Origin of the sequence: Pseudomonas allokribbensis, from assembly GCF_014863605.1 — a bacterium.
Taxonomy (GTDB): Bacteria; Pseudomonadota; Gammaproteobacteria; order Pseudomonadales; family Pseudomonadaceae; genus Aquipseudomonas; species Aquipseudomonas allokribbensis.
The window spans coordinates 4,355,773-4,382,315 of sequence record NZ_CP062252.1 but is presented as its reverse complement, the minus strand read 5'-3'; the positions used below and the strand labels follow the sequence as shown (position 1 = coordinate 4,382,315).

Annotated in this window: 15 protein-coding genes and 1 pseudogene; 6 read left to right on the top strand and 10 right to left on the bottom strand. The window is 63.6% G+C overall.

Annotated elements, in window-relative coordinates:
- Positions 1-75: 75 nt before the first annotated feature.
- From IF199_RS19975 to mnmH, 3 genes are all read left to right on the top strand, one after another.
- Positions 76-10,596 (top strand): autotransporter-associated beta strand repeat-containing protein, encoded by a 10,521-nt coding sequence (locus IF199_RS19975; RefSeq protein WP_192558506.1) that lies wholly within the window; start codon positions 76-78, stop codon positions 10,594-10,596.
- 99 nt (positions 10,597-10,695) lie between these two features.
- Complete coding sequence (gene selD, locus IF199_RS19970) at positions 10,696-11,730, top strand: selenide, water dikinase SelD (protein WP_096823073.1); 1,035 nt, start codon at positions 10,696-10,698, stop codon at positions 11,728-11,730.
- Positions 11,730-12,833 (top strand): tRNA 2-selenouridine(34) synthase MnmH, encoded by a 1,104-nt coding sequence (gene mnmH / locus IF199_RS19965; RefSeq protein ID WP_192558505.1) that lies wholly within the window; start codon positions 11,730-11,732, stop codon positions 12,831-12,833. Before selD ends, mnmH begins: the two co-directional genes overlap by 1 nt.
- 31 nt (positions 12,834-12,864) lie before the next feature.
- Here the strand turns inward: mnmH and IF199_RS19960 are convergent, their stop codons facing one another.
- Complete coding sequence (locus IF199_RS19960) at positions 12,865-13,539, bottom strand: histidine phosphatase family protein (RefSeq protein WP_096823071.1); 675 nt, start codon at positions 13,537-13,539, stop codon at positions 12,865-12,867.
- Between the two features lie 297 nt (positions 13,540-13,836).
- On the opposite strand from IF199_RS19960, the gene IF199_RS19955 reads away from it, so the two are divergent.
- Both IF199_RS19955 and hemB read left to right on the top strand, forming a co-directional pair.
- Positions 13,837-14,535, top strand: coding sequence for a glutathione binding-like protein (locus tag IF199_RS19955; RefSeq protein WP_096823070.1), 699 nt, complete (start codon positions 13,837-13,839; stop codon positions 14,533-14,535).
- Between the two features lie 143 nt (positions 14,536-14,678).
- The gene (gene hemB, locus IF199_RS19950) at positions 14,679-15,653 is read left to right on the top strand and encodes a porphobilinogen synthase (RefSeq protein ID WP_003223551.1); all 975 of its coding nucleotides are present in this window, start codon (positions 14,679-14,681) and stop codon (positions 15,651-15,653) included.
- A 4-nt stretch (positions 15,654-15,657) separates the two neighbouring features.
- Here hemB and IF199_RS19945 read toward each other — a convergent pair whose 3' ends face one another.
- Positions 15,658-17,193 (bottom strand): FAD-dependent oxidoreductase, encoded by a 1,536-nt coding sequence (locus tag IF199_RS19945; RefSeq protein WP_192558504.1) that lies wholly within the window; start codon positions 17,191-17,193, stop codon positions 15,658-15,660.
- Between the two features lie 184 nt (positions 17,194-17,377).
- On the opposite strand from IF199_RS19945, the gene IF199_RS19940 reads away from it, so the two are divergent.
- Positions 17,378-18,466, top strand: a complete 1,089-nt coding sequence (locus tag IF199_RS19940; RefSeq protein WP_192558503.1) for a DUF1615 domain-containing protein — start codon at positions 17,378-17,380, stop codon at positions 18,464-18,466.
- A 77-nt stretch (positions 18,467-18,543) separates the two neighbouring features.
- On the opposite strand, the gene IF199_RS19935 is transcribed toward IF199_RS19940, so the two are convergent.
- From IF199_RS19935 to IF199_RS30425, 8 genes and pseudogenes are all read right to left on the bottom strand, one after another.
- Complete coding sequence (locus IF199_RS19935; RefSeq protein WP_192558502.1) at positions 18,544-18,945, bottom strand: hypothetical protein; 402 nt, start codon at positions 18,943-18,945, stop codon at positions 18,544-18,546.
- A 113-nt stretch (positions 18,946-19,058) separates the two neighbouring features.
- Positions 19,059-19,754, bottom strand: coding sequence for an anti-sigma factor (locus IF199_RS19930; RefSeq protein ID WP_192558501.1), 696 nt, complete (start codon positions 19,752-19,754; stop codon positions 19,059-19,061).
- Complete coding sequence (locus IF199_RS19925) at positions 19,751-20,284, bottom strand: sigma-70 family RNA polymerase sigma factor (RefSeq protein WP_192560986.1); 534 nt, start codon at positions 20,282-20,284, stop codon at positions 19,751-19,753. Before IF199_RS19925 ends, IF199_RS19930 begins: the two co-directional genes overlap by 4 nt.
- A gap of 42 nt (positions 20,285-20,326) precedes the next feature.
- The gene (locus IF199_RS19920; RefSeq protein ID WP_192558500.1) at positions 20,327-20,848 is read right to left on the bottom strand and encodes a DUF3455 domain-containing protein; all 522 of its coding nucleotides are present in this window, start codon (positions 20,846-20,848) and stop codon (positions 20,327-20,329) included.
- Positions 20,849-20,937: 89 nt separating this feature from the next.
- Positions 20,938-22,563: an ABC transporter ATP-binding protein gene (locus IF199_RS19915; RefSeq protein ID WP_192558499.1), complete on the bottom strand. Its 1,626-nt coding sequence runs from the start codon at positions 22,561-22,563 to the stop codon at positions 20,938-20,940.
- Between the two features lie 14 nt (positions 22,564-22,577).
- Positions 22,578-23,600, bottom strand: coding sequence for an ABC transporter permease (locus IF199_RS19910; protein ID WP_096823062.1), 1,023 nt, complete (start codon positions 23,598-23,600; stop codon positions 22,578-22,580).
- Positions 23,600-24,664: a microcin C ABC transporter permease YejB gene (locus tag IF199_RS30430; protein WP_085686623.1), complete on the bottom strand. Its 1,065-nt coding sequence runs from the start codon at positions 24,662-24,664 to the stop codon at positions 23,600-23,602. Before IF199_RS30430 ends, IF199_RS19910 begins: the two co-directional genes overlap by 1 nt.
- A gap of 9 nt (positions 24,665-24,673) precedes the next feature.
- Positions 24,674-26,536: pseudogene (locus IF199_RS30425) on the bottom strand (extracellular solute-binding protein); the annotation flags it as partial.
- Between the last annotated feature and the right edge of the window lie 7 nt (positions 26,537-26,543).

Below are 26,543 nucleotides of genomic sequence, written 5' to 3'. Positions count from 1 at the left end.
ACGCTTGATACGCGTGTCGGATCTTGCCGCAGTTGCACGCCTTCAAGGATGAATTGGCCACGAAAGGAGTAGCCCGTGGAAGCAAGGTTTGGTGTCGCCCTCGTTTCGCGTTTTTCCCCACTTTCCCTTGCTGTGCACCTGAGCGTCGCCGGGCTACTGTTCGGCGGGGTCAGTGAGCAGGCGTTCGCCACCTGCTCGGCTGCAGGCTCCACGATTACCTGTTCGGGCGTCCCGACGCTGCCGCTGTTTCTCAACGATTACAGCAGTGCCACCAGCGGATTGACGGTCAACGTCACCAACGGTGCACAGATGAACGCGACCCTGGGTGGCAAGGTGATCAACCTGACCGGGGCCAACATCAACCTGAACAACTCCGGCACCCTCGACCCGGCCTTGCTGGGCCTGGTCTCGATCCTCAGTGGCGGCGCGTTCATCGGCACCGGTGCGACCAGCACGGTGAGCATCGTCAACAACACCACCGGGCTCATTCGCGGTACCGGCATGCTGCTCGGCCTCAACCTGACCAGCATCGACGGTCTGGGGATAGCCGTGAACAACTCGGTGTCGGGCACTACGACCATCACCAACGACGGCACGATTACCTCGACCGGGCTGTCGGTCGGCGGGATCACCCTGGCCGATACCCCGGTGGTCGGGGTGTATGGCGGTTCACAAGTCAACATGACCAACAGCGCCACCGGCACGATCAACGGCCGGGTCGCGTTCGAGACGTCGGTGGCGGGCAATACTTTCACCAACGCCGGTAACATCACTGGCGGCGTGTCGATGGGGGCGGGCAGCACCAACACCTTCTACGCGATCACAGGTTCCAGCGTTAACCAAGGTGACGGTGCGCAATTGTCCGTCGGCCTCGGTGGCTTGATCGGCGTCAACCTGACCTTCGCCCCGACCGGGACGATCGATGGCGGCGCAGCCGGTACCAACACGCTGATCCTGCAAAACCCGATCGGCCTTGGCGGCGGCACCACCGGCACCGGCACGGCATCCAGCCTGGTCTACGTCAACTTCAACAACCTGACCCTCAACAGCGGCACCTGGACCTTGCAGGGGCCCTTGGTCAGCGGTGCGACCACGCTCAATGGCGGTGTCGCGCAGTTCAACGACAACGCGGCGTTCGGCAGCGGTGTGCTGACGTCCAACGGCGGGATTCTCCAGGCCAGCAACGCCGGACTGTCGCTGGCCAACCAGATCAACCTGGGCGCCGGCGGTCTGACCCTGCAGGGCATCAACGGCATGACCCTGAACGGGGTGATCTCCGGCACTGGCGGCCTGACCAAGATCGGCAGCGGCCAGATCGACCTCAGCGGCATCAACACGTACAGCGGCAATACCGTGCTCAACGGCGGTGTGGTGCTGGTCGGCAACAATCAAGCGTTCGGCACCGGCGGCATCACCGTTGGCGGTTCTTCGAGCATCTCGGCGACGGCGCCGATTTCGCTGGCTAACGCGATCACGCTCAACAGCACCCTGACCGCGACCGGCACCGGTGCGCTGACCCTGGGCGGGGTGATCAGCGGCGCCGCCAACCTGACCAAAACCGGTAGCGGCAGCCTGACTCTCAACGGCATCAACACCTACACCGGGATCACCAGCCTCAGCGCCGGCACCTTGCGCGTCGGCAACAACAACGCCTTGGGCACCGGGGTGCTCAATACCAGCAACGGCACCAGCCTCGACAGCACCGGCAACGTGACCCTGGCCAACAACGTCGGCATCACCGGTGCGTTGAACGTGCTCGGCAGCAATGCTCTGACCCTCTCTGGCATCGTCTCCGGTACCGGCGCAATCACCAAGAGCGGCAGCGCCAGCCTGACCCTGACCGGCAACAACACCAACAGTGGCACCACCGCGCTCAACGGCGGCACTTTGTTCGTCGGCAGCAACACCGCGCTCGGCACGGGAGCACTTAACGCTGCGTCCGGCACCACCCTCGATGCAACGACGGCGGTGACACTGGCCAACGCGGTTGCACTGGCGTCGGACCTGACCATCGGCGGCACTCAGGCCCTGGGCCTGAGCGGCGTCATCAGCGGCGCCGGCAACCTGATCAAGGGCGGCACCGCGAACCTGACCCTCAGCGGCAACAACACGTTCTCCGGCGGTACGGCGCTGAACAACGGGACGCTGATCGTCGGCTCCAACACCGCGCTCGGCACCGGCGCACTGACCACGGCGGCGGGCACTACCCTCGACGCCAGCACCACGGTGGCGCTGAGCAACGCCGTCGCCCTCGGCGGCAACCTGAACATCGCCGGCAACGCCAACCTGACCCTTGGCGGTGTGGTCAGCGGTAGCGGCGGGCTGACCAAGAACGGCGCGGCCAACCTGATTCTCAACGGCGCCAACACCTTCAGCGGCGGCACTACCCTCAACGCCGGGACGCTGACTGTCGGCAACGCCGCCGCACTGGGCAGCGGCGCCCTGACCGTCGCCAGCGCCGCGACCCTCGACAGCAACACTTCGGTCATCCTCAACAACAACGTCGCCCTCAACGGCAACCTGGCCATCGGCGGCAGCAACGGCATGATCCTGGGCGGCGTGCTCAGCGGCGCGAGCCAGTTGATCAAGAACGGCACGGCCAACCTGACCCTGAACGGCGCCAACACCTTCACCGGTGGCACGGCGCTCAACGCAGGCAGCCTGACCGTCGGCAACGGCGCGGCACTCGGCACTGGGACGCTGACCGTGGGCGGGGCGGGCGCAACGCTCAACAGCAGCGCCAACGTGACGCTGAACAACGCGATTGCGCTGAACTCCAACCTCACCGCCGGCGGCGCCAACCCGCTGACCCTCGGTGGCGTGATCAGTGGTGGCAGCAACCTGATCAAGACCGGCTCCTCGACCCTGACCCTGACCGGCAACAACACCTACACCGGTGCGACGTCGCTGAACGCCGGGACACTGATCGTCGGCTCCAACACCGCCCTCGGCACCGGCGTGCTCAACGCTGGCAACAACACCACGCTGGACGCCAGCACCACGACAAGCCTGGCCAACAACGTCAACCTCGGCGGTAACGTGACCATCGGCGGCAGCAACGCGCTGACGCTCGCGGGTGTGGTCTCCGGTGTCGGTGGCCTGACCAAAAGCGGCCCCGCCGACCTGATTCTCAACGGCGCCAACACCTATTTCGGCAACACCGCACTCAACGTCGGCAAGCTGATTGTCGGCAGCAATACCGCGATCGGCAGCGGCGCATTGAACGCAGCGGCCGGCACCACACTGGATACCAACACAGCCGTCACTCTGGGCAACCAGGTCAACCTGGCCGGTGCGATGAACATCGGCGGCACTGCCGATCTGACCCTCACCGGAACCGTCGCCGGGGCCGGCAGCCTGGTGAAAAACGGCGCAGCCAACCTGAACCTCAACGGCACCAACACCTACATCGGCGGCACCACGCTGAACGCCGGTACGGTGACCGTCGGCAACAGTTCGGCACTGGGTACCGGTGCCTTGACCGTTGGCGGTGCGGCAACCCTCGACAGCAGTTCCCCGCTGGCCAGCCTGGCCAATGCGGTGGTGCTCAATGCGGCGCTGAGCGTCGGCGGCACCCAGGACCTGACCCTCGGCGGTGTGATCAGCGGCGCAGGCCAGTTGATCAAGAACGGCGCGGCCAACCTGACCGTCAACGGCACCAACACCTTCAGCGGTGGTAGCACGCTCAACGCGGGCACGCTGACACTGGGCTCGGCCGCTGCGTTGGGCAGTGGCGATCTGACCGTCGGCGGCGCTTCGACGCTGGATACCAGCACGGGCATGAGCGTCGGCAACAACATCACCCTCAACGCCGGCCTGACCCTGGCCGGCAGCAACACCCTGAACCTCAGTGGCGTGATCGATGGCGCCGGTAGCCTGACCAAGGACGGTTTTGGCGACCTGACGCTCAGCGGCAACAACACCTTCACCGGTGCGCTGAACATCGCCTCCGGCAGCGTCACCACCGTGAGCAGCGGGGCGCTGGGCAACACCTCCGGCGCCAACATCAGCGCCGGCGCCAATCTCTATCTCAACAGCAGCGCCAGCCTCACCGGGCTGAGCGGCAGCGGCAGTGTGCAGATCGCTGGCGGCAACACCCTGACGGTGGGCGGCGTGAGCAGCACCAGCACCTTCGACGGCGACCTCGGTGGCAGCGGCGCCCTGACCAAGGTCGGTACCGGGACGCTGAACCTCACCGGCAGCAGCGGCCTCACCGGCAACACCAACGTCAACGCCGGTACGCTGAATCTCACCGGTTCGCTGGCCAGCACCCAGCTCAACATCAACAACGGCGCCACCCTCACGGGTACCGGTTCGGCGCTGGGCTTCATCACCATCAACAGCGGCGGTCATCTGGCGTTGTCCTCGGGCAACACCTTGTCCACCTCGTCGCTGATCCTCACCGCCAACAGTAATGTCGACGCTAGCCTCGCTACGCCATCGACCAGCTCGCTGATGAACATCGGCGGCAACCTGACCCTCGACGGTAACCTCAACGTCACCGATGCCGGCGGTTTCGGTGTCGGTGTCTATCGCTTGTTCAACTACATCGGCGCGCTGACCGACAACGGCCTGACCGTGGCCGGTGTGCCGGTGGGTTACGGCCTCGGCGACATCCTCGTGCAGACCCTGGGTAACCAGGTGAATCTGGTGGTGTCGGCGCCGAACACCAACCTGCGTTTCTGGGACGGCAGCCAGACGATCGCCAATGGCACCGTGGATGGCGGCACTGGTACATGGACTGCCGGCGGCACCAACTGGACCAATTCCAGCGGTACGGTGAACCAGACCTGGGCCGGCGACTTTGCGGTGTTCCAGGGCACGGCGGGCACGGTGTCGGTCAACGGCACGCAACTGTTCACCGGGATGCAATTCCTCACCGATGGCTACAACGTGGTCAACGGCACGTCGGGGCTGTTGACCGCCGTCAATGGTACCGGTGGCACCACGGCGATGCGGGTCGATCCGGGCGTGACCGGCACGGTCGGCGTGAACATCGACGGCAGCGGCATCCTCAACAAACTCGACGCCGGCACACTGGTGCTCAACGGCGCCAACAGCTACACCGGCGGCACGCAACTGGATGGCGGCACATTGGTCGTCGGCAGCAACACCGCCCTGGGCACTGGCGCTTTGATCGCCAACGCCGGCACGCAACTGGACAGCAACACCGCCGTGACCCTGGCCAACGCGGCCACGCTCAACGGCAACCTCACCGTACTCGGCAGCAATGCGCTGACCCTCAACGGTGTCATTTCCGGCACTGGCGGCTTGATCAAGAACGGTTCGGCCAGCCTGACCCTCGGTGGCAACAACGCCTTCCTCGGGCCGGTGGCACTGAACGCGGGCGGATTGATTCTGGCGTCGAACAGCGCGCTGGGCTCGGCCACCCTGAACGCGGCGAACGGCACCACCCTGGATGCCAGTGGCGCCTTCACGGCGGGTAACGCGATCAACCTGGCGGGCAACCTCGGCATCGTCGGCAGCAACGATCTGACACTCAGCGGGGCCATCAACGGCGCCGGCAGCCTGACCAAGAACGGCGCGGCCAACCTGATCCTGAGCGGGGCCAACAACTTCCTCGGCGGCATCACCCTCAATGCCGGCACCCTGACCGCCGGCAGCAACGGCGCCCTCGGTCTGGGCAACCTGACCGTGGCCGGTGCGTCGTCGCTGGACAGCAACACCTCGGTGTCGCTCGGCAACAACGTGGTGCTCAACGCCAACCTGACCAACACCGGCAACAGCGACGTGGCCCTCAGCGGCGTGGTCAGCGGCAGCGGCGGACTGATCAAGAACGGCGCCTCCAACCTGACCCTCAATGGCATCAACACTTACAGCGGCGGCACCACGCTGAACGCCGGCACCGTGACCCTCGGTACCTCGGCGGGCCTGGGCTCCGGCGCGGTGACCGTGGCGGGGGCGTCGACCCTCGACACCACTGCGCCGCTGGTGCTGGCCAACAACGTCAACGTCAATGCCAACCTGAGCGTGGCCGGTAACAACAACCTGACCCTGGGTGGCGTGATTGCCGGGGCGGGCACCCTGACCAAGAACGGTCTGGCCGACCTGACGCTGTCCGGCAACAACACCTTCAGCGGCACCTTCGATGTGCAGGCCGGCAGCCTGACCACGCTGGGCAACTCGGCACTGGGCAGCAACGCCGGGGTCAATCTCGGCGCTGCGGCGACCCTCAACCTCGGCGGCTCGGGCAGTCTCGCCAGCCTGACCGGCAGCGGTACCGCCCTGATCGGCGGCGGCAACACGCTGAGCATCGGCGGCAACAACGCCAGCAGTATTTTCGGCGGTGTGCTCACCGGTACGGGAGAATTGAACAAACTCGGCACCGGTACGCTGACCCTGACCGGCCTCAACAGCCTGACCGGCAACACCACGGTCAACGCCGGCACCTTGAACGTCAGCGGCTCGCTGGACAGCGCCAGCGTACTGGTCAACAGCGGTGGCACCCTGACTGGCGGCGGCTCGCTCGGCGGGGCCGTGACCGTGGCGGACGGCGGCCATCTGGCCGGCGCCACCGGCAGCACGCTGTCGGTGAATTCGCTGGTGTTCAACGCCAACTCAAACTTCGACGTCGGCCTCGGCGCCCCGGTTTCCGGTGGCGGCAACGCGCTGGTCAACGTCGGCGGCAACCTGACCCTCGACGGCACCCTCAACGTCAGCGACATCGGCGGCTTCGGCAGTGGCGTGTACCGGTTGATCAACTACACCGGCGGCCTGACCGACAACGGCATGCTGATCGGCACCGTGCCGGGCAGCGTCACGCCGGGCGATCTGACCCTGCAGACCGCGCTGGCCAACCAGATCAACCTGCTGGTCACCGCACCGGGCGTCACCGTGCAGTTCTGGGACGGCAACCAACTCGTTGCCAACGGTTCGGTGGATGGCGGCAGCGGCACCTGGGGCACCGGCACCACCAACTGGACCGACGTCAACGGCACGACCAATCAGGCCTGGACCAACAGCTTCGCGGTGTTCCAGGGCACGGCGGGCACCGTGACCGTCAATGGCGCGCAAACCATCACCGGCATGCAGTTCGTCACCGATGGCTACAGCCTGCAGAACGGCACGGCCGGTTCGTTGAATCTGGTCAACGGTTCGCTGGGCAATGCCACCGTGCGGGTCGACCCGAACGTCACCGCGACCGTGGGCGTCGCGCTCAATGGCGCCGGCACGCTGGGCAAATACGACACCGGCACCCTGGTGCTCAACGCGGCCAACGGCTACACCGGCGGCACCGCGCTCAACGGCGGCAAGATTGTGGTTGGCAACAATGCGGCCCTCGGCACTGGCGTATTGACCGCCGCCAACGGCACGGCGCTGGACAGCAACACGGCGGTCAGCCTGGCCAACGATGTGGTGCTCAATGGCGGACTCACCGTCGCCGGCTCCAACGCATTGACCCTCGGCGGTGTGGTCAGCGGCAGCGGCAGTCTGATCAAGACCGGCGCATCGAGCCTGACCCTCAACGGCAGCAACACTTACAGCGGCGGTACTCAGCTGTCTGGCGGTACGCTGATTCTGGGCAACAACAGCGCGATCAGCAGCGGCGCTCTCAGTGTGCTGGGCAACGGCACCCTCGACAGCACCTCTGCGCTGCAACTGGCCAACGCCATCAACCTGGGGGCGCAATTGACCCTGGCCGGCAACCAGAACACCACGTTGATCGGTGCGATCACCGGCAGCGGCAGCCTGGTGAAAAACGGCGCTGGCGACCTGGTGCTCAGCGGCGCCAACACCTACAGCGGCGGCACGACGCTGAACAGCGGCAGCACCCGTGGCGACACCAGCAGCCTGCAAGGTGCAATCGTCAACAACGCGGCGCTGACCTTCGAGCAGAACAGCGACGGCAGCTACACCGGCAATCTGACGGGCGCCGGCACCCTGAACAAAACCGGCACCGGCGCCTTGCTGCTGACCGGCAACAACACCTACACCGGCAACACCGCCGTGCAGGCCGGTACGCTCAACGTCAACGGCGTGCTCAACAGCGCCAACGTCAATGTCGCCAGCGGTGCGAAGATCGGTGGCAGCGGTCAATTCGGTGGGACTGTGCAACTGGCCAGCGGTGCGACGCTGCTTGGCGGCGGTAACGCCGCACCGTTGTCGGTTGGTTCACTGGCGTTGTCTTCGGGGACGAATCTGGACTTCACCCTCGGCTCGGCCGCCAGCTCCACGACCGTGGTCAACGTCGCCGGCAACCTGACCCTCGACGGCACGCTGAACATCACTAACGCCGGTGGCTTCGGCGTCGGGGTGTATCAGCTGTTCAGCTACGGTGGCACGCTGACCAACAACGGTCTGGTCTACGGCAGCCTGCCGGTTTCGGCGGCCAATCTGACCCTGCAAACTGCGCTGGCCAATCAGGTCAACCTGCTGGTGCAAGGCACGCCGGGCGAAGTGCAGTTCTGGAACGGTGGCAAGACCAACCCGGACGGCAGCATCGGTGGCGGCAACGGCGTGTGGGGGCCTGGCACCAACTGGACCGACCCGACCGGCACTCAGGCACTGGGCTCCAACGGCCAGTTCGCAGTGTTTGGCGGGCAGGGCGGGACGGTCACCATCCAAGGCAACCAGAACTTCACCGGGCTGCAATTCCTCGTCAACGGCTACAGCCTGGAACCGGATGCCGGCGACACGCTGACCCCGGTCAACGGGCCTGGTGGCACCCCGGCGCCAATCCGCGTGAATGCCGGCGCCAGCGCGCAGATTGATGTGCCACTGATCGGTACCGGCGGTATCGAAAAACTGGACTCCGGTACGCTGATCCTCACCGGCGCCAACACTTACAGCGGTGGCACCACGGTCAGCGGCGGTACGCTGATCGGTAACACCACCAGCCTGCAAGGCAACATCATCGATAACGCTTCGTTGGTGTTCCAGCAGAATACCAATGGCCAGTTCAATGGTGTTCTCAGCGGCCTCGGTGCGCTGGCCAAGCGTGGCGTCGGGACTTTGCTGTTGACCGGCGATCAACCGTTCAGCGGCACCGTGTCGGTCGATCAAGGCGTGCTGCAGGTCGGCAGCCGTTCAGCGCGGGCCTCCCTGGGCGGACAAGTGACCGTGGCCAACGGCGCGGCCCTGAGCGGTAACGGCAGCGTCGGTTCGGTGGTCAACCACGGTGTGGTGGCCTCCGGTGGCGCAGACGGCACCTTGAGTGTGGCGGGTAACCTGACCAACGCTGCCGACGGTGTACTGGCCCTGACCGTCAGCTCGCCCACCGCTACGCCTCTGGCTGTCGGTGGCACTGCAACCCTGGGCGGTGGCCTGCAAGTGAACAGCCTGGCGCCGTTCACCGGCAACACCGTGTATTCGCTGATCACCGCCGGCGGTGGGGTGACCGGCACCTTCAGCGCAGCCGATCTGCCGCAATATGCGTTCCTCGACACGGCGCTGGTGTACAGCCCTGACGCGGTGAACCTGGTGGTCAGCCGCAACGGCAATTCGTTCGCCGACGTCGCCGCCACGAGTAACCAGCGCAACACCGCCTCGGCGTTGATGAGCAACGGGCCGGCGGGTGCTGCGTTGCAGAACGAGATCGTCAACCTCAGCGTGGCCGGCGCGCGTCATGCTTTCGACAACCTGTCCGGGGAGATCCATGCCAGCACCGCGAGCGCGGTTCTCGAGGATTCACGCTTTGTGCGTGAAGCAGTCAATGACCGTATGCGTCAACCGACCTGCAGCGCATCGGATGATCCACACCGTACATTGGCACCGAGCGACACCCAACTGAGCAGCAACGGCTGCCACGGTGAAATGGTCGGCTGGGCCCGGGCCATTGGCGCCTGGGGCGACATGGGCGGCGACAGCAACACGGCGAAAGTCGATCGCAGCCTCGGCGGTTTCATGCTCGGCACGGACAAGCAACTCGACGATCAATGGCGCGCCGGGATGGCAGCGGGCTACACCCGTGGCAATCTCAACGCCCATGATCGCAACTCCGATGCCAAGGTCGACAGCTACCACCTGGCGGGTTACCTGAGTTCGCAGTTCGATGCACTGGCCGTGCGCCTCGGCGCGGCTTACAGCTGGCACAGCATCGAGACCAAACGCGACGTCAGCGTCGGTGCCTACAACGATCGCCTGAAGGCTGACTACGATGCCCGCAGTGCCCAGGTGTTCGGCGAAGTGGGTTACGCCATCAATGCGGCAGGCGTGGCCATCGAACCGTTCGCCGGCCTGGCCTACGTCAACTACGACAGCGACACCGCCAAGGAAAAAGGCGGAGTGGGGCGCCTGAAAGGCGATGCCGATCAGGACATCACCTACTCGACCCTCGGCGTACGCATCGGCAAGTTGGTGACCCTGGCCAACGGCAGCCAACTCACGCCACGGGCGGCGATCGGCTGGCGGCATGCCTACGGCGACACCAAACCTGACGCCGACCTGACCTTCATCGACGGCGGCGCGTCGTTCAGCACCCAGGGCGTGCCGATTGCCAAGGACAGTGCGCTGCTCGAAGCCGGCGTGGACTTCCAGATCAGCCCGACCGGCAAGCTCGGCATCGGCTACTCGGGTCAGGTGTCCAGCGACAACAACGACAGCGCGATGACCATCAGCTTCAGCCAGAGCTTCTGATCATGGTCGAAGCACTTTAGCCGCCCGAAAGGGCGGTTTTTTTTGCCCGCCAAACCCTCTGCTAGAATTCGCCCCTGTCCCTTCCCGGAGATTGCCCCGATGAGCGAGCCCATTCGTCTGACCCAGTACAGCCACGGCGCCGGTTGTGGCTGCAAGATTTCGCCCAAAGTGCTGGAGGTGATCCTCGCCGGCAGCGGGGCGCAGAACCTTGATCCGAAACTGTGGGTCGGCAACGCCTCGCGTGATGACGCGGCGGTGTACGAGATCGATGCCGAGCGCGGCGTGGTGTCGACCACCGACTTCTTCATGCCGATCGTCGATGATCCGTTCGATTTCGGTCGGATTGCCGCGACCAATGCGATCAGCGATATCTACGCCATGGGCGGCGATCCATTGATGGCCATTGCCATTCTGGGATGGCCGGTGAACGTGCTGGCACCGGAAGTCGCGCGCGAAGTGATTCGTGGCGGTCGCGCGGTATGCGATGCGGCGGGAATTCCCCTGGCGGGCGGGCATTCGATCGATGCGCCGGAGCCGATCTTCGGTCTGGCTGTCACCGGACTGGTGGAAAAACGCTTCATGAAGCGCAACGACACGGCCACCGCCGGGTGCCTGCTGTACCTGACCAAACCGCTGGGGATCGGCATCCTCACCACCGCCGAAAAGAAGGGCAAGTTGCGCAACGCCGATATCGGTCTGGCCCGGGACTGGATGTGTACGCTGAACAAACCCGGCAGTCGCTTCGGCAAACTGGCCGGGGTCACCGCGATGACCGACGTCACCGGTTTCGGCCTGCTCGGGCATCTGGTGGAAATGGCTGACGGCAGCCACCTCACCGCACGCATCGTCTATGACCGGGTGCCGCGTCTGGACAGCGTCGAGTATTACCTCGAACAGGGCTGTGTGCCGGGCGGCACCTTGCGCAATTTCGACAGCTATTCGGACCGACTCGGGCGGGTGCAGGAACTGCACAAACGGCTGTTGTGCGACCCGCAGACCAGCGGCGGGTTGCTGGTGGCCGTGACCCCGCAAGGCAACGCCGAATTCCTTGCCGTGGCGGCGGAACTGGGCTTGAGCCTGGAACCGATTGGCGAACTGGTCGAGCGACAGACCCACGCCGTCGAGGTGTCTTGATGGACCCTGACTACGGCGATTACCGGGATATTTTCCTCAACGACCGACCGCTGATGGATGTTCGCGCGCCGGTCGAGTTTCACAAAGGTGCGTTCCCCGGCGTGGTCAATCTGCCGCTGATGAATGATCTGGAGCGGCAGAAGGTCGGCACTTGCTACAAGCAGCATGGCCAACACGCTGCCATCGAACTGGGCCACCGCTTGGTGTCCGGCGCGGTGAAGGCCGAACGTATCGAGGCCTGGGCCGAGTTTGCCCGGGCCCATCCCGACGGTTATCTCTATTGCTTTCGCGGCGGCTTGCGTTCGCAGATCACCCGGCAATGGCTCAAGAGCGAGGCCGGGATCGACTATCCGCGCATCCGTGGCGGCTACAAGGCGCTGCGCAATTTCCTGATCGACACCCTCGAGCAAGCCGTGACTCAGTGCGATTTCGTGTTGTTGGGCGGCATGACCGGCACCGGCAAGACCGAACTGTTGGTGCAGTTGGACAACGGTCTGGATCTGGAAGGCCACGCCAATCATCGCGGCTCAAGCTTCGGCAAACGCGCCACGGGGCAACCGTCGAACATTGATTTCGAAAACCGCCTGGCCATCGACCTCCTCAGGAAACGTGACGCCGGCATCGGCCAGTTCGTGCTCGAAGACGAGAGCCGGATGGTCGGCAGCTGCGCCTTGCCGCTGCCGTTGTATCAGGGCATGCAGCAATACCCGATGGTCTGGCTGGAGGACAGTTTTGAAGATCGGGTGCAGCGCATTTTGCGCGATTACGTGGTGGACCTGTCGGCCGAGTTTTCGGCAGTGCACGGCGAGCAGGGTTTTGCACTGTTCTCTGAACGGTTGCTCGAGAGCCTGAACAATGTGCAGAAACGTCTGGGCGGCGAACGCCACCGAAGGATGCTGCTGTTGATGGAAGACGCATTGGCAGAGCAGGGGCGCAACGGCGCAGTGGATTTGCACCGAGGCTGGATCGAGGGATTACTGCGCGAATATTACGACCCGATGTATGTGTTTCAGCGCGAGAAGAAGGGCGCGCGGATCGAGTTTGCCGGAGAGCGCGGGGCGGTGATCGAGTATCTGCGCGAGCGGTTGAATCACAAACGCTGAAACCGGAGACCCGACACCGGCTCCAGAACACTCAAGTCGGGCAAGTGACCTTGCCGTTATCCAGCCCCTGCTTGTAGCTGTGGCTCTGCAGGCTGGCCTTGCCGTTGTGCCAGGTCAGGGTCAGCACGTACAGCGAGTCATAGTCGCCGGACGCCCAGTCTTCGGTGATGGACTGTTTCTCGCCCACGGCCTTGCCGGCGACCTTGTTGATCAGCTCCGGTAGGTATCCGTGGGACCAGGCGGTGTAGATGGTCGAGTTGTGATACTTGTCGGCGGTCAGCTCCCGAGCCAGGTCGCTGGTGTCGTTGGCCGAGAACTCGATGTTCACCGGCAGGCCGAGCTTGATCGCGGCGGGGCTGATGGTCATCAAGGGGCGGATGTAGCTGTAGGAATTGTCCAGCTCGCCTTCCTCGACATTGCGCGTCGGGTTGGCGGCAAACACGTAGTCGGCCTTGCCGAATTTCTCCGGCAGCAGCGTCGACAGCTCGATGGCGCGGTTTAGGCCCTGGCAGTTGAGCTGGCCGAGGCCGCCGGCAGGTTTTTCCCCGTGGCGCAGGAAGATCAGGGTCTGGGTGCCGTCCACCGGTTGTGCGCGGCTTTCGCTGGACTCGAGCGACAGGAACAGCGCGCTCACCGCCAACAGAGAGGGCAGGGCCACGTAGGCGCGATGTTTGAAGCGTTTGGCGACTTTCATCAAGTTCGTCATGAGATCAGGATTCTTCAGCGTGTTCGGTTAAGGCTGACAAACCTCTACACCGCGGGCTGCCGGGGCCGGGTGTTTTTCCCTGTCTTGATTGGCTTGCTTGGAGCCCCCGCAGGCCTTTTGGTTCGATCCGCCTGCCGGGGCGCACTCTAATGGCATCGCCCAAAGGCTTGAGGGAAGGTTAGCGACAGGATGTTGCGGAATTAAGTAAGCGTGGCGTCCACGGCAAAAAAGAACCCGAGCCAGAGCGGAAAACGTGGATTATGCTCAGGCCTTTCATTTTGTGACTGGATGCTACACATGACCGATCTGTCCGCGTTCCCGATCACCCAGAAATGGCCGGCGCAGTACCCTGACTGGATTCAGCTCTATTCCCTGCCGACTCCCAACGGCGTCAAGGTCTCGATCATGCTCGAAGAGATCGGTCTGCCCTACGAACCGCACCGTGTGGGGTTCGACACCAACGACCAGATGTCCCCGGCGTTCCTGTCGCTGAACCCGAACAACAAGATCCCGGCGATCCTCGACCCTCACGGCCCGGATGACAAACCGCTGCCGTTGTTCGAATCCGGTGCGATCCTGATTTATCTCGCCGACAAGAGCGGTCAGTTGCTGGCCCAGGAAGGCGCGCTGCGCTACGAAACCATTCAGTGGCTGATGTTCCAGATGGGCGGCATCGGCCCGATGTTCGGCCAGCTCGGCTTCTTCAACAAATTCGCCGGCAAGGACTACGAAGACAAACGTCCCCGTGACCGTTACGTCGACGAAAGCAAACGCCTGCTCAACGTCCTGAACGCCCGCCTCGAAGGGCGCGACTGGATCATGGGCGAGCGCTACACCATCGCCGACATCGCCACGTTTCCGTGGGTGCGCAACCTGATCGGGTTCTACGAGGCGGGCGATCTGGTCGGCATCAAGGACTTCCCGAACGTCACCCGGGTACTGGAGCGTTTTCTGGCGCGGCCGGCCGTGGTGCGCGGGCTGACCATTCCCTCATAACCCTGTGGGAGCCGGGTGCGCGGATTATTGCGCGCCCGGTAATGCACTGTTGATTGATCCAGGTTTGTACCCCGTCCCCCGCAAGGCATAAGCTTCGCCCCCTACGACTTTCGTCTCATCTGCCCGTTTTCAGGAAAGGCCCCATGTCCAGTCAGTTCCCCGAAGCACGTCCACGCCGTCTGCGCCGCAATGCGAGCCTGCGCAGCCTGTTCCAGGAAACCGAGTTTTCGCTCAACGATCTGGTGCTGCCGATTTTCGTCGAGGAAGAGATCGACGACTTCGTGCCGATCAAGAGCATGCCCGGTGTGATGCGCATTCCGGAGCGCAAACTGGCCAGCGAGATCGAGCGTTACGCCCGGGCCGGGATCAAGTCGGTGATGACCTTTGGCGTATCCCATCATCTGGACGCCAACGGCAGCGACACCTGGCGTGAAAACGGTCTGGTGTCGCGCATGTCGCGGATCGCCAAGGACGCCGTGCCGGAAATGATCGTGATGTCCGACACCTGCTTCTGCGAATACACCGACCACGGCCATTGCGGCGTGATGCACAACCATGAAGTCGACAACGACCAGACCCTGATCAACCTCGGCAAACAAGCGGTCGCGGCAGCGCGCGCCGGTGCCGATGTAATCGCACCGTCGGCCGCGATGGACGGTCAGGTGCGGGCGATTCGCCGGGCACTGGACGATGCCGGCTTCACGCAGATTCCGATCATGGCCTACTCGACCAAATTCGCCTCGGCGCTCTACGGCCCGTTCCGCGAGGCCGGTGGCAGCGCGCTGAAAGGCGACCGCAAAAGCTATCAGATGAACCCGATGAACCGCCGCGAAGCCCTGCGTGAATCGTTGCTCGACGAGCAGGAAGGCGCCGATGCGCTGATGGTCAAACCGGCCGGCGCGTACCTGGACATCATCCGTGACATCCGTGAAGCCTCGAACCTGCCGCTGTCGGCGTATCAGGTCAGCGGCGAGTACGCGATGATCAAGTTCGGCGCCCAGGCCGGGGCCATCGACGAGGATCGTGTGGTGCGCGAAAGCCTCGGTGCGATCAAACGCGCAGGTGCGGATCTGATTTTCACCTACTTCGCGATGGACCTGGCCCTGGCTGGGATCTGATCCGTCAGGGGCAACTGAAAAACGGCCGGATCCCGTGATCACGGAAATACCGTTCGATCACCTTCGGATCCGCGCTGTTGTCGGCAATCGCCACGTAGGTATCCGGGCGCAGCAGGTAAAAGCCGTTGCGCCCCAGTCCCGCCGATTCAAACGCCGGGCGCCAGTCGAACACGTGCAGCGGCAAGTGATGTTCATTGCACCAGGCGATCATCTCGTCGCTGGTGTCGCCGTACACATGCACCTGCCAGCATGGATTGCGCAGCGGTTCGTAATTATCCCCCTCGCCATCATGGGCCCACGGCAAGCGATCACCGCCTTGCACATGCCCGGCCACGCCTTCACTTAACGCCATGCCCCGATAGTTGACGGTGATTTGCGAGACGGTGCGAAACAGGAACTCGCGACTGGTTTCGAATGACGCCATTTTCGGGATCAGGAACGGTGCCAGTCGCGTGCGCAACAGATCGGCCATCCGGCCTTCGGCAGTCACAAAACTGAAGACTTTGTCGGTGGTCGAGACCAGTCGCCGGGCGAAGGCGATGCGTTCGGTTTCGTAGCTGTCGAGCAGCTTCGCCGTGGCGCCACCGCTGAGTACCGCCGCGAGTTTCCACGCCAGATTGATCGCATCTCCGATGCCGGTGTTCATGCCTTGGCCGCCGGCGGGGCTGTGCACGTGCGCCGCGTCGCCGAGCAGAAACGCCCGGCCCTTGCGAAAGTGATCCGCCACCCGATGATGCACGCGGTAGGTGGAGAACCAGTTGACGTCCTCGATGTGCACGTTCAAATGCTCGATAGCGCGGCTGCTGACATCGGAGAATTCCAGGGTTTCGGCGCGATCCGCACGTTCGTCGCGTACCGTGCCGATCAGCCGCGCACGGCCTTCGCCGGCCAGCGGGAATACCGCCAGAAAATCCGCCTCATCCAGGTCCAGATGCAACTCGCCGTTGAGCGCCGGGCCGCTGGCCTGCACGTCGGCGACGTAGAAAATCTGTTGATAGGTGCCACCGGGGAAACCGGTGTCGAGGGTTTTGCGCACGACCGAACGGGCGCCGTCACAACCGGCCAGGTAACAGGCCTGGCAGATCTCTTGCTCGCCATCCGGCAGGCGCAAATGTGCGGTGAGGCCGTCGCCGTTTTCCGTGAAGCTTTCGAGGGTGGTATTGCGCTCGACGAACACGTCGTAGTCTTCGAGGCGGTCGATCAGCAACCGCTCGTGTTCGTCCTGCGGGTAGATTTCCAGGAAGGCGTAAGGCGTCAGGCCTTCGCCGATGCGGTTGAGGGGCAGTTGTGCCACGGGGTTGCCCTTGACCCAGAAATTCGCCGCCGCCACCCGGTGCCCGTTGCGTACCACGGCTTCGGCGAGATCCAGTTGCCGGTACAACTCCAGCGTGCGCGCCTGCACCGCCAGCGCCCGTGAGGTGGTACCCGGTACGGAGCTCTTGTCGATGATGCGCACCCGCACGCCCAGTTTGCTCAGCCACAGGGCCAGTACCAGTCCGGTGGGGCCCGCGCCGATGATCAGAACGTCACTGCGGTTCATGGTCTGTCCTCCTCGCGTGCCCTTTGCCACTGAGTGTGCAGCAGCAAGTATGGATCAGCAGGCGAGGGCAGCCAGTCGGCCTGCCAAACGGGACGATGGAACAGCGCCGCCGGCCCGCAGTCCTATCCTGCACCCTGCGATTGAGCGTAGGGTTAACCCGCCTCAACGGACTGGATGAAGCGTTATGCACACCCCTCGATTATTCGTCAGCCTCGCTGCATTGCTGGTGCTGGCCGGTTGCGCAGGCCAACGCGGGCAGGAACCGGCCCCGCGTTCGCCGGCCGAGGTCAAGGCGCAGATCGTGCGTTTGCTGCCAGCGAAAACCGCCGACCGCCAAGGCTGGGCCACGGACATCTACACCGCGTTCGCCGCCCAGGGCATCAGCCCGACCACGCAAAACCTGTGTTCGGTGCTGGCCGTCGCCGAGCAGGAATCCAACTTTCAGGTCGATCCGTCGGTGCCCGGCCTGGGCAAGATTGCCCGCGACGAGATCGACCGGCGCGCGGCCAAGGTCCACATCCCGAGCCTGCTGGTCAGCGGCGCCTTGCAAGTGCGCTCGCCCAACGGCAAGACTTACAGCGAACGCCTGAGCGCAGCACGCACCGAGAAAGACCTGAGCGGTATTTTTGATGACTTCATCGGCATGGTGCCGATGGGGCGCACGCTGTTTGGCGGCTTCAACCCGGTGCACACCGCGGGACCCATGCAGGTCAGCATCGAATTCGCCGAACAGCATGCCAAGGGTTATCCGTACCCGGTGAGCGGCACGATTCGCCATGAGGTGTTCACGCGTCGTGGCGGCATGTATTTCGGCATCGCCCATTTGCTGGGGTATCCGGTGAGTTATCGCGAGCCGCTGTACCGCTTCGCCGACTTCAATGCCGGGTGGTACGCCAGTCGCAACGCGGCGTTTCAGAATGCAGTCAGTCGCGCCTCGGGCGTTCCACTGGAACTGGATGGCGACCTGATCCGCTATGACTCGATCATGCCGGGCACGACCGAACTGGCGGTGCGCAGGCTCGGCAAGTCATTGGGTATGCGCAATCCACAGATCCGTGACCAATTGGAGAAGGGCAACACGCTGGGATTCGAGGAGACCAGGCTGTATCAACGGGTCTTCGAACTGGCGGACAAGGCAGAAGGCAAATCATTGCCCCGGGCGGTGCTGCCGGGGATCGTTCTGCAGAGCCCTAAGATCACCCGCAAACTGACCACTGCGTGGTTCGCCAAACGGGTCGATGAGCGCTATCGGCGCTGCATGGCCAGGGACTGAAGGGGAAAAAAAGACGTAAAAAAACCCGGCTGACGGGAGCCGGGTTTTTTCTGGATTGCTGCGGTAAAGCCCTTCATTCAGGCAACGCGGCGTTCGATCAGACGATCCGAACCACCTTCAGCAACGCGACGTTCTTGCAGACGATCCGAGCCACCTTCAGCAACGCGACGTTCCAGCAGACGATCCGAGCCACCTTCAGCAACGCGGCGCTCTTGCAGACGATCCGAACCACCTTCAGCGACGCGACGTTCCAGCAGACGATCCGAACCACCTTCAGCGACGCGACGTTCCAGCAGACGATCCGAACCACCTTCGGCGACGCGACGTTCCAGCAGACGATCCGAACCACCCTCGGCAACGCGCTGTTCGATCAGGCGATCCGAACCGCCTTCGGCGATCATGGTGTGGGCAGGTTTGGCGGCAAATGCGTTGAAGGCCAGAACCGAAAGGGCAATGCTGAGGATGACTTGGCGTTTCATGATTTTGTGCTCCGGGGGTGTTGTTTGTTTGGTATGGAGCAGATGTTACGCCCGGGATTTTTTAAGAGAACTTCATTGACGTGATGGTGAACATCGACGCCGATGATGGTTCTTCAGAGCACCTTCACCGCTCGGCCAATCGCCTGGATCGGCCCGGTGGGTTTGCCGATCGGCGAACCATTGGCGCCTTCCAGCGTCAGCTCGAACAACTGGTTAGGTTGCAGCGGCGGCAGCTTGTCCAACGGAATCGACAGCGCTTGCCCCGGCTTGACCAGTCCCAGTGACACCGGGCCTTGCCAGCCGTCGGCCTTGGTCCAGAACTCCAGCGCCTTGTCGGCCGGCACCTCGACCACGCCCAGCGGAATCAACTGAATCTCCCGGGGACTGCTGGCCTGAATCACCCAGCCCGGCGCCTTGTCCTGCGGGGCGACCAGTACTACCAGATAACTCGGTTTCGGCGTGGTCTGCGTCAACAGGATCGAACCCAATAACAAGGTTGCGGCCAACCCGGCAGCGCTCAAACCGCGCCACAGTGACAGGCGGTTCCACCATGAAATCTCTGGCGCCATCTTATGGGCGAGTTGCCCGACACTGCGTTCAATGCGTTGCCACAACTGCGACGAGGGCTGATGCGCCGAGGCGAGGTCGGTCAGTTCCAGCAGACGCCGTTCCCAGGCATCCACGGCCGCTTGCAGCTCGGGCTCGTTCGGCAGGCGTCGCTGCACTTCGGCGCGTTCTTCGGCCGAGAGCGTGCCAAGCACGTATTCGCCCGCCAGTTCATCGCGTTCCTGCGCCGATTCGGTGGTCATCCCATGCACTCCCGCAACGCATTGAGGCTGCGTTTGATCCAGGCTTTGACGGTGCCCAGCGGCGTATCGAGGCGTTGGGCGATCTGCGCGTGGCTGTAACCGTCGACGTAGGCGTGAAGGATGCAGCGGCGCCGTTGCGGTTCCAGTTGATGCAGGCAGCGGTGGATGCGCGTCGATTGCGCCAGCGTGTCGAAGCCGTCATCACTCGCCAGTGATTCGTTGTTGTCGTTCAGCGGAGTTTCCCGGCCATGATCGCGCAACACATTCAGCGCCAGATGCCGGGTCACGCTGAACATCCAGCCGCGGGCCGAACCGCGCGCCGGATCGAACCCCGACGCGCCGGCCCAGATCTTGATGAACGCATCATGGACGATGTCCTCCGCCAGCGCCGTATCACGCACCAGACGCCGGGCCACACCGAGCAGCCGCGGACCTTCCTGCACGTACAATTCGCGCAGGGCCTCGCGCTCGCCGCGAGAACAGGCGGCGAGGCGGGCTTCGTAATCGAACAGGTTTTCGGGCAAGGGCATGTCCTGCAATCTAGCAAGCATCGACCAAACGTCCAGTCAGGCTCAGTTCGCCGCCCAGAAAATGTAATCGGCCTGGTACTTCACCACTTCCTGTTTACCCTTGTTTGCGGCCGTGCATTCGCTGCCCGGCGCCACACCGCCCTTGAGGGCGACGCGCTGGATGTAGCTCACGCCGCTCATCGCGCCTTTGCCTTCAGCGGGGTTGGCCTTGACCAGTTGATAGGGCAGGTTGCCCGGACTTGAGGGGGCAACGGCCAGTTGCGTGCCGGTGACTTTCGAACCGTCCTGCGCCTGCCAGGTGGCGGGCGGGCCGAAGTAGGTGCCGACCTGCTTGCCGCTGCGATCGTTGAGCACCGCTTTCGGGCCGACGAACACCCACTCGGTCTGGCCGGCGACATTGGCCTTGTCCCGGCATTCGTAGGTGATCTCGCCGACCCCCGTGGTCTCCAGGGCGATCTTGTGGCCGTCCGGCACCTTGATCGCGTCGGGATAACTGCTTTGGGCAAAGCTTGTCGAGGCGACAGCGAGCAAACCGGTGAGGCCAATCAATTGGGTGATGTTCATCAGTGTTTCTCCGAAAAGGGTAAACCGCTGACAGCCGAAAGAGGGCTGTTACAGGGACTACCCGTGACGGAACGGTTTGGATGCAGGGCTCATGAGAAAATTTTTGCAGCCGTTGCAGATCCCTCAATTTGGCGTGCCTGCACGAGCCCGGAAGCCTTGAGCAACGCCTGGGTATAGGCATGCTGCGGCGCCGCAAAAATCTCGCGCGACGCTCCCTGTTCCACCACCTTGCCATCCTTGATCACCATCAAGTCATGCGCCAGCGCATGCACCACCGCCAGGTCATGACTGATGAACAGGTACGTCAAGCCATGGCGGATCTGCAACTGTCGCAGCAATTCCACCACCTGTTTCTGTACCGTGCGGTCCAGCGCGGAGGTCGGCTCGTCGAGCAGAATCAGCGCCGGTTCCAGCACCAGCGCCCGGGCGATGGAAATGCGCTGGCGCTGGCCGCCGGAGAATTCGTGGGGATAGCGATGGCGGCTCTGCGGGTCGAGGCCCACTTCCTCCAGCACGCGGATCACCGCTGCCTCACGTTCCTCGGCCGTGCCGATGCCGTGGGTCAGCAGGCCTTCGGCGATGATCTGCTGCACCGACATCCGTGGGCTGAGGCTGCCGAACGGATCCTGGAACACCACCTGGATCTGCCGGCGCAACGGGCGCATCAAACGCTGATTGAGCAGGCTCAATTGCTTGTTGCCGAACCGAATATCGCCCTCGGATTCCACCAGCCGCAGAATCGCCTGGCCCAGCGTCGACTTGCCCGAGCCGGACTCGCCGACTATGCCCAGGGTCTTGCCCCGTTGCAGACGAAAACTCACGCCGTCTACCGCCTTGATGTATTCCTGGGTGCGGCTGAACAGCGCCTTGGGCAGCGGGAACCAGACTTTCAGATCGTCCACCTCCAGCAGGTTGTGATCGTAGCGGCTTGGCACCGGCGCGCCGGATGGTTCCGCCTCGATCAGCAGGCGGCTGTAAGGATGCTGCGGGGTGCGGAACAGCGTTTCGCAATCGGCCTGTTCGACGATTTCCCCGTGGCGCATCACGCACACCCGTTGGGCGATGCGCCGCACCAGATTGAGGTCATGACTGATCAGCAGCAGCGACATGCCGAGGCGTTGCTGCAACTCGATCAGCAGTTCCAGAATCTTCTGCTGCACGGTCACGTCCAGCGCCGTGGTCGGCTCATCGGCGATCAGCAATTCGGGTTCGTTGGCCAGCGCCATGGCGATCATCACTCGTTGCCGCTGGCCGCCGGAGAGCTGGTGCGGATAGGCCTTCAACCGTTGCAACGGTTGGCGAATGCCCACCAGTTCCAGCAGCTCCAGCGTGCGCTGGCGAGCGGCGCGACCCTTGAGCCCCTTGTGGATCTCCAGCACTTCGCTGATCTGCTTCTCCACCGTGTGCAACGGGTTCAGCGAGGTCATCGGCTCCTGGAAAATCATCGCGATGCGATTGCCGCGCAAGCTGCGCAGTTGATTTTCGCTGGCGTGCAGCAAGTCCACGCCGTTGTAGCGGATGCTGCCCGTGCTGCTGACGGTCTTGGCCGGCAGCAAACGCAGGATCGAGTGCGCCGTCACCGACTTGCCCGAGCCGGATTCGCCGACCAGTGCCAGGCACTCGCCACGGCGGATGTCGAGGTTTACGCCGTGCACCACTTCATGCCCGGCGAAGGCGACGCGCAGGTCGCGGATTTCAATCAGGTTATCGGTCATTTCAGCTCCGGGGATCAGGATCGCGGATCGAACGCGTCACGGCAGGCTTCGCCGATAAACACCAGCAAGGACAGAATCAGCGCCAGGGCAAAAAACGCCGTCAGCCCCAGCCACGGCGCTTGCAGATTGCGCTTGGCCTGGCCGATCAGTTCCCCCAGCGACGCGGTGCCGGCGGGCATGCCGAAGCCGAGAAAATCCAGTGCGGTGAGGGTGGCGATGGCGCCGGTCAGAATGAACGGCAGGTAGGTGAGGGTGGAGGTCATGGCGTTGGGCAGAATGTGCCGGCGCATCAGTTCGCTGTCCGTCAGCCCCAGCGCCCGCGCGGCCTTGACGTATTCCAGGCTGCGCCCACGCAGGAACTCGGCGCGCACCACGTCCACCAGTGCCAGCCAGGAAAACAGCGCCATGATCCCCAGCAGCCACCAGAAACTCGGCGAGACGAACCCGGACAAAATGATCAGCAGGTACAACACCGGCAGCCCCGACCAGATCTCCAGCACCCGTTGCCCGAGCAAGTCGACCCAACCGCCGTAGTAACCCTGCAACGCCCCGGCGACGATGCCGACCAGCGCACTGACGGCGGTGAGGATCAGCGCAAACAGAATCGAAATTCGTGTGCCGAAGATCACCCGCGCCAACACGTCCCGCGCCTGATCGTCGGTGCCCAGCCAGTTGCTGGAGGACGGCGGACTCGGTGCTGGTTCCGTGAGGTCGTAATTGACCGTGTCGTAGCTGAACGGGATCGGCGGGAACAGCATCCAGCCGCCCTGATCCTCGATCAGCCTGTGTACGTAATTGCTGGCGTAATCCGGCTGGAACGGCAGTTCGCCGCCGAAATCGGTTTCCTGATAATCGCTGAGGATCGGGAAGTAAAAGGCGTTGTGGTAGCGGATCACCAGCGGCTTGTCGTTGGCGATCAGTTCGCCGCCGAGGCAGATCAGGCACAGCCCGATGAACAGCCACAGCGACCAGCGCCCGCGACGGTTGGCCTTGAATTGCGCGATGCGCCGCCGGCCCAGAGGGGAGAGTGTGAACATCAGGCAGTCCTCGCCGAAAAGTCGATGCGCGGGTCGAGCAGGGTGTAGCAGAGGTCGCCGATCAGCTTGATCAACAGGCCGAACAGGGTGAACAGGAACAGCGTGCCGAACACCACCGGGTAGTCCCGTGACACCGCCGCTTCGTAGCTCATGCGCCCGAGGCCGTCGAGGTTGAAGATGGTTTCGATCAGCAGGGAACCGGCGAAAAACACCTCGATCAACGCCGACGGCACACCGGCCACCACCAGCAGCATCGCGTTGCGAAACACATGGCCGTAGAGCACGCGTCTTTCGGTCAGCCCCTTGGCGCGTGCGGTGATCACGTACTGGCGGCTGATCTCGTTGAGGAAGCTGTTCTTGGTCAGGATCGTCAGCGTCGCAAAACCGCCGATCACCAGCGCCGTCACCGGCAACACCAGGTGCCAGAGGTAGTCGCCGACCTTGCCCCACAGGCTCAGACTGTCGAAGTTGTCCGAGACCAGCCCCTGCACCGGAAACCAGTTGACGTAGCTGCCCCCGGCGAACACCACGATCAACAGGATCGCGAACAGAAACGCCGGCATTGCGTAGCCGACGATGATCGCCGTGCTACTCCAGACATCAAATGCGCTGCCATTTCGGATCGCCTTGCGAATGCCCAGCGGGATCGAGATCAGGTAGGTGATCAAGGTTGCCCACAGGCCGAGGGACAGCGATACCGGTAGTTTCTGTACGATCAGATCCGTCACCTTCGCACCGCGAAAGAAACTGCTGCCCAGGTCCAGTTGCGCGTAGTTCTTGAGCATCAGCCACAGGCGTTCGTGCATCGGTTTGTCGAAGCCGTAGTGGTGTTTGATTTCTTCGATCAGCGCCGGGTCCAGGCCACGGCTGCTGCGCCCGGCACCGCCGATGGCGGTCACCTCGCTGGCGCCGCCCATGCTGTGCCCGCCGAAGCCTTGCAGGCGGGCGATGGCCTGTTCCACCGGGCCGCCGGGCGCGGCCTGCACGATGACGAAGTTGACCACCAGAATGCACAGCAGCGTCGGGATGATCAGCAACAGACGTCGACTCAGATAGCGCCACATGTCACTGCCCCCCGCGAGTTGGTGCAAGGCACTCATTTGCTGGTTGGTCAGCGGCTTGGTCGAGACCTCCCACCAGGTGTCGAGGCCTTCGCTGTAGATCGGCTGCACCGGCGGCATGCCGAAGCGGTTCTGATACACCGTCGGCGTGCCTTTGGAGTAGTAGTTGGGAATCATGTAGTCACCCCATTGCAGCACCCGGTCGAGGGCGCGGGCGTAACGCACCATGGCGTCGCGGGTATTGGCCTGCACCAGGCCATCGATCAGTTGGTCCACTGCCGGATCAGTCAGCACCATGGAATTGGAACTGCCGACCTGCGTGGCGCTCTGCGAGGCGTACAGGCTGTACAACTCGCGGCCCGGCGAGACGATCGGATCGCCGCTGCGCGGGAAACTGGTGACGATCATGTCGTAGTCCCGGGCGTTGAGCCGGTTGATGTATTGCGCCGAATCGATGCGTCGCAGATTCAGGGTGATGCCGATCTGCGCCAGGGTGCGTTTGTACGGCAGCAGCATGCGGTCAAAGCCGCCCTGGCCGTCGAGGAAGGTGAATTCGAATGGCTCGCCGGCGGCGTTCACCAGCCGATTGTTTTTCGGCGTCCATCCGGCTTCGGCCAGCAGCTTTAATGCCTGCAACTGCTTGTCGCGGATGTAGCCGCTGCCATCGGTTTTAGGCGCCTGATAGACCCGGCTGAAAGCCTCGTCCGGAATCTGTCCGCGCAGCGATTCGAGGATCGCCAGTTCCCCGGCGTCGGGAAGTGCGGTGGCGGCCATTTCACTCTTCGGCCAGTAGCTGTTCTGGCGCACGTAGAAGCCGCGCATCATCTGCTTGTTGGTCCACTCGAAATCCCACAGCAGGCTCAGCGCCTGACGCACGCGGCGATCCTTGAACAGCGGGTTCTGCAGGTTGAACACAAAACCCTGGGCGCTGGTCGGTTTGTCCGGGGCGAGAATCGCCTGTTGCAGGCGTCCGTCGCGCAGGGCCGGGCTGTCGTAGCCGACCACATAGCCAGACGAGGAAAACTCGCGGTTGTAGTCGAACGCGCCGGCCTGCAGCAGTTGCCGGGCGACGTCGGTGTCGCCGTAGAAATTCACGGTCAGGCTGTCGAAGTTGTACATGCCGCGACTGACTGGCAGGTCTTTGCCCCACCAGTGCGGATCACGCTGGAAACTGATGCTGCGCCCCGCATCGACCTTGCTCACCCGGTACGGGCCGCTGCCCAGCGGGGGTTCGAAACCGCCGCCGTTGGCGAAGTCGCGGGTCTTCCACCAGTGTTCGGGCACCGGTCGCAGCGACGCCAGATCCAGCGCCAGCGTGCGGTTGAGGTTGTTCTTGAAGGTGAAGCGAATCTGCCACGGGCCTTCGATCAGCACGTCCTGCACGTCGGCGTATTGCTGGCGATAACTCAGGCTGCCCTTGGTCATCAACAGCTCGAAGGTGTAGCGCACGTCCTCGGCGGTGATCGGTGTGCCGTCGGCGAAACGCGCCTCGGGATTCAGGTTGAAACGCACCCACAGGCCGCCGGGGTCGCGCTCCATGGATTGCGCCACCAGACCGTAGACGGTGTAGGGCTCGTCCAGCGAACGGAACGCCAGCGGCGAATACACCCAGTCGTTGACCTGCACCACGGAAATGCCCTGATCGGCATACGGGGTGATGTAGTTGTACTGACCGATTTCCATCGAGGCGCGGCTGAGCGAGCCGCCCTTTGGTGCGTCGGGATTGACGAAATCGAAGTGGTGAAAGCCGGCGGGGTATTTCGGCGCCTCGCCGTACACCGTCATCGCGTAGCTGCCGCCGGCCAGCGCAGATGCCGCGTTGCACAGCAGCGCGCTGCCGAGCAGCAAGCCGGCCATGTTGCGCATGAATGTCATGAAGTCG